Source organism: Leptospira ainazelensis (genome assembly GCF_016918785.1).
Classification (GTDB): domain Bacteria; phylum Spirochaetota; class Leptospiria; order Leptospirales; family Leptospiraceae; genus Leptospira; species Leptospira ainazelensis.
Genome location: NZ_JAFFPT010000070.1, coordinates 1 through 4028 on the forward strand (window position 1 = coordinate 1; position 4028 = coordinate 4028).

Here is a 4028-nt window from a genome sequence, read left to right on the forward strand (position 1 = left end):
AAGGTCGCTCGAACCTCGTGCCAACCGCATCGCGCACAGGCGCTTGCGGACGCAACGTCGAGAAGCCTCTTTCGTTATGCGAAAGCGCGAAAATGATTGACTAATTATTAAAACATTAAATATCTGAATTGCCTAATAGAAGATGCTATGAGGGATGGGGAATATTGCGGCACAGAAGTTTGCTGTCAATAAGATTATATTAGTTGATACGTCAACCATTATAGTTGCTCCTGGTATAATTTCGACCACAAAGTTGCAAGTTATATCAATGAATCATTTCTGCGGCTAGGGACTTCAAAATTGGGTACGTTTTCAGATGGAAGCCGCAGGTCCGAAAGCGTACCTAATTTTCATGCAAAATCTCCAAAAACTTTTCAAACAAAAGAGCTACAAACATTTCGATAGTAGTTTTCCTCCGAATAAAGAGTTAGTGACCAAATTAGAGAATCACCAATTCATTCAAACACACAGTTTTTGGCCATTTTTACACTTTAATCTAAAGGTATCTAGGTTTTCGGCAAAAGTTAAGAAAATAAAAGAAAGGGAGTTATATTATAGTTCCCACATAGATAGTTATATTTATCAATTTTATAATCAGAGAATTTCCCAAACATATGAGGCTTACTTAATAAGCAAAAAGTTGTCTAATTACCCTATAGCTTATAGAGGTTTAGGTAAATCTAATATTCATTTTGCTCGTGAGTCCTTTGACTTTCTTAGAAATAATCGGAACTCATTAGTCTTATGTTTTGATATAGAAAAATTTTTTGATAGACTTGACCACTCGATCCTAAAGAAAAATTTACAAAAGGTCCTTAACGTTTCTCATTTGCCATCAGATGTTTATTCGGTATTTAAAAGTATAACTAAATTTTCATGGACGGAGAGAGATGAAGCTTTAAAAGCCTTAGGAATTAAGCCAAAGGATCTTCTAAATAAAGAAAGACTTTGTAGCGCAAAAGAATTTAGAAATCAGATAAAAGCGCGCAGTCTGATACATAAGAATAGAAATAAATTCGGAATTCCTCAAGGGACTGCACTTAGTGCTCTCCTCTCTAATATTTACATGATTGAATTTGATTTGCAGATGTCAAAGTTCTCTGCAAAATTAAATGGGTATTATAGACGATATTCTGATGATATAATTCTTATAATACCTTGTTCGTCACAATCGAAAGATTATTATAATGATTTCGTAAAAGATCAAATAGCGAAATTGAAATTAACAATCAGTGATTCTAAAACCGAAATTATTCAGTTAAAGGATGGAGTTTCTGTATCAGGTAAACCTATACAGTATTTGGGATTTATTTATGCCGATGGGGAGGTTCGCTTGCGCCCAAAAACAATTACGAATTATTATAGAAAATTATACAAAAGAATTGAAATAATAAAGAGTGTTCAATTGATTAAAAGGAACAAAAAAGTATTTCTAAAAAAATTCTATTCGAATTATACTCATTTAGGTAAGGATAATTTTATTTCTTACGTTAAAAGGGCAAAAAATATCTTTCAAAATGATTCTTTAACAAAAGATACGAAATACCATTGGAATAAAATTTACAAAAGGCTGAAATAACTCGCGCCTTCGCATAACTTCGGCTTCTCACTGCGTTCGCGACTCACGGTTCCCGCTCGCGCTAACTCCGGGCTAAAGCCACATTGCTTTGTCACTTCGGTTCGCGTGACGGCGCTAATGCGCCTCGAACCTCGTGCCAACCGCTTCGCGCGCAGGCGCTTGCGGACGCAACGTCGAGAAGCCTCTTTCGTTAGTTGCCATAGCCCGGATGTAAACTCAGGTAGAAATGATATTCTAATTATTTTTGCATTAGAAAAAATAAACAACAAGGTAAGTCTGAATTCGAAATCGCAATTAGAAATTTTCTAAAACGTGTATAGAAAATTAATGACAATTTTTGAAAAGTATATACAATGTATATATGGAATCAATTATTCAGAAATGGGGTAATAGTTTAGGAATTCGAATTCCCAAAGCAATGGCGACAGAGCTGGAGCTAAACGATGGCAGTCACGTTGAGTTGCAATACGAAGGGGATAAAATAGTCATTTACCCCATGCGAAAAGCTTCTCTTGCAGAGAAGCTGGAGAAAATTACCAAGCAGAATCTGCACTCAGAAGTTTCAACTGGTCCTTCTATCGGTCATGAATCTTGGTGAGGAGCAGTAAATACGTTCCTGAAAAAGGGGATATTGTTTGGTTAAATTTTACTCCTCAGGCAGGTCATGAACAGAATGGACGAAGACCAGCTCTTGTCTTATCTCCTAAGGAATATAATTCTAAAACGGGTTTAGCATTATTTTGTCCGATAACAAGTAAGATTAAAGGCTACCCATTTGAAGTCGTTGTTAAATCTAAAAAATTAAATGGCGTAATTCTTTCCGATCAAGTGAAAAACTTAGACTGGACTATCCGAGAAGCAGAATTTATAGAACCTATAAGTAAACTTTCTCTGAAAGAAGTATTAGATAATATTAAGTTGCTCGTGTTTTAACCGGGCTACAGCAACTAACTTCGACTTCTCACTACGTTCGCGACTCACGGTTCCCGCTCGCGCTCACTTCGGGCTAAAGCCACATTGCTTTGTCACTTCGGTTCGCGAGACGCGACTAAGGTCGCTCGAACCTCGTGCCAACCGCGTCGCGCACAGGCGCTTGCGGACGCAACGTCGAGAAGCCTCTTTCGTTAGGCGACATTTGCCCAGGGGATGACGGAAAAAGGCGCGGGGACGAAGCGGGGCAAGGGGAAATTTCGGATTGTTTCTCTTTGCTAGACTAACTTGATTTCTAATCCCAGGATTAAGTAAGAAATGTTAGGGTTTTTCTGTATTGGTCTTTCCTTGCAGGAAAAACTTTAAAGTTCAAAAGTTGCTTTTTCCGTGATGTATGTTTTTTGAGCCCCAAGCAGTCCCCGCGATTCACTGTGATTCCGATTGGGCAAACGGTCGCCTAACTAATGCTTGCCGCTCCGTTCGTCACTCACGGTTCCCGTTCGGACTCACTTCGGTCTTCGACACATCGCTTCGCGAACTTGGCTTAATAGTAAAAGAAGAGATTTTTAGTGAGAGAAGTTCGCGACCCTTTCGCGCGCAGGCGCTCGGGGACGCGACGTCGGCAAGCTTCTTTCGTTAGACGCAATTGCGGAGGGGACGCCACATCCATGTGGCGAGAAGTATGGACGAAAACGAGGAAATTAGGTTGACAAACATACAATCTTTGTATATCATTTAGATTATGAATCAGACTGTTAATATTTCCTTCGAAAAAGCACTTTTAAAAGAAATTGATAAGATTGCAAAAAGAGAACACAGATCTAGATCAGAATTGATTCGTGAAGCTGCTCGAGCATATATTGAGAAAAAAACTAGATGGCAAGCTATCTTTGACTTCACTTCAAAAACTAATGATCGAAGTGATATTTCTGAAAAAGATATTTTTAATGAAATTAAATCCGTTAGAAATAAAAGAAACGCTTCTTAATGCTGAAGGTATTATTAGATACTAATATTTACATCTCAGCTATTTTATTTAAAGGAAAACCGAGGCTTGTTTTCCAAGATTTAATCGATGAGGTTTTTACAGGATATATTTCAAAAGAAATATTAGATGAGATAGAATCTACACTCTCTAAACCAAAATTTAAACTTGATAATAATTTTATTCAGATTGTTTTGACTGAAATCAGAGATATTACAACGGTTGTTAAAAATAAACCTATTCAGGATTACCTAGAGTTAAGAGATAGAGGTGATTATCACATTCTGGAATCGGCTTTTGCGGCAAAAGTCGATTATTTAATAACTGGAGACAAAGATTTATTAACTCTTCAGAAAATTAAGAACTTTAACATCATTACTCCAGATGAGTATTTAAGTATTAAAGAAAGAAACGAAACTTAATTCAGCGACATCCGTGTCGCGAAATTCCGCACCTGCGTCTAACTTCGGCTTCTCACTTCGTTCGCGACTCACGGTTCCCGCTCGCGCTCACTCCGGGCTAAAGCCACATTGC

Annotated in this window: 5 protein-coding genes; all 5 read left to right on the forward strand. The window is 37.8% G+C overall.

All coding sequences use genetic code 11. The annotated features are described in order from the left end of the window. Positions 1-316 precede the first annotated feature (316 nt). On the forward strand, positions 317-1579 hold the full coding sequence (gene drt2 / locus JWG44_RS15790) for an antiviral reverse transcriptase Drt2 (protein WP_205275974.1): 1263 nt from the start codon (positions 317-319) through the stop codon (positions 1577-1579). A gap of 361 nt (positions 1580-1940) precedes the next feature. Further along, a complete protein-coding gene (locus JWG44_RS15795) occupies positions 1941-2177 on the forward strand; it encodes an AbrB/MazE/SpoVT family DNA-binding domain-containing protein (RefSeq protein ID WP_205275975.1) in 237 nt (78 codons plus the stop codon). After that, positions 2171-2512, forward strand: a complete 342-nt coding sequence (gene mazF, locus JWG44_RS15800; RefSeq protein ID WP_205275976.1) for an endoribonuclease MazF — start codon at positions 2171-2173, stop codon at positions 2510-2512. Before JWG44_RS15795 ends, mazF begins: the two co-directional genes overlap by 7 nt. Positions 2513-3251: 739 nt before the next feature. Then, positions 3252-3497, forward strand: coding sequence for a CopG family ribbon-helix-helix protein (locus JWG44_RS15805; protein WP_205275977.1), 246 nt, complete (start codon positions 3252-3254; stop codon positions 3495-3497). After that, positions 3497-3916, forward strand: coding sequence for a putative toxin-antitoxin system toxin component, PIN family (locus JWG44_RS15810; protein WP_205275978.1), 420 nt, complete (start codon positions 3497-3499; stop codon positions 3914-3916). Before JWG44_RS15805 ends, JWG44_RS15810 begins: the two co-directional genes overlap by 1 nt. Positions 3917-4028: the final 112 nt, after the last annotated feature.

Coding starts and splice junctions, on each gene's coding strand:
- JWG44_RS15805 (WP_205275977.1), top strand. CDS start 3,252: ATGAATCAGACTGTTAATATTTCCTTCGAAAAAGCACTTTTAAAAGAA.
- drt2 (WP_205275974.1), top strand. CDS start 317: ATGGAAGCCGCAGGTCCGAAAGCGTACCTAATTTTCATGCAAAATCTC.
- JWG44_RS15810 (WP_205275978.1), top strand. CDS start 3,497: ATGCTGAAGGTATTATTAGATACTAATATTTACATCTCAGCTATTTTA.
- JWG44_RS15795 (WP_205275975.1), top strand. CDS start 1,941: ATGGAATCAATTATTCAGAAATGGGGTAATAGTTTAGGAATTCGAATT.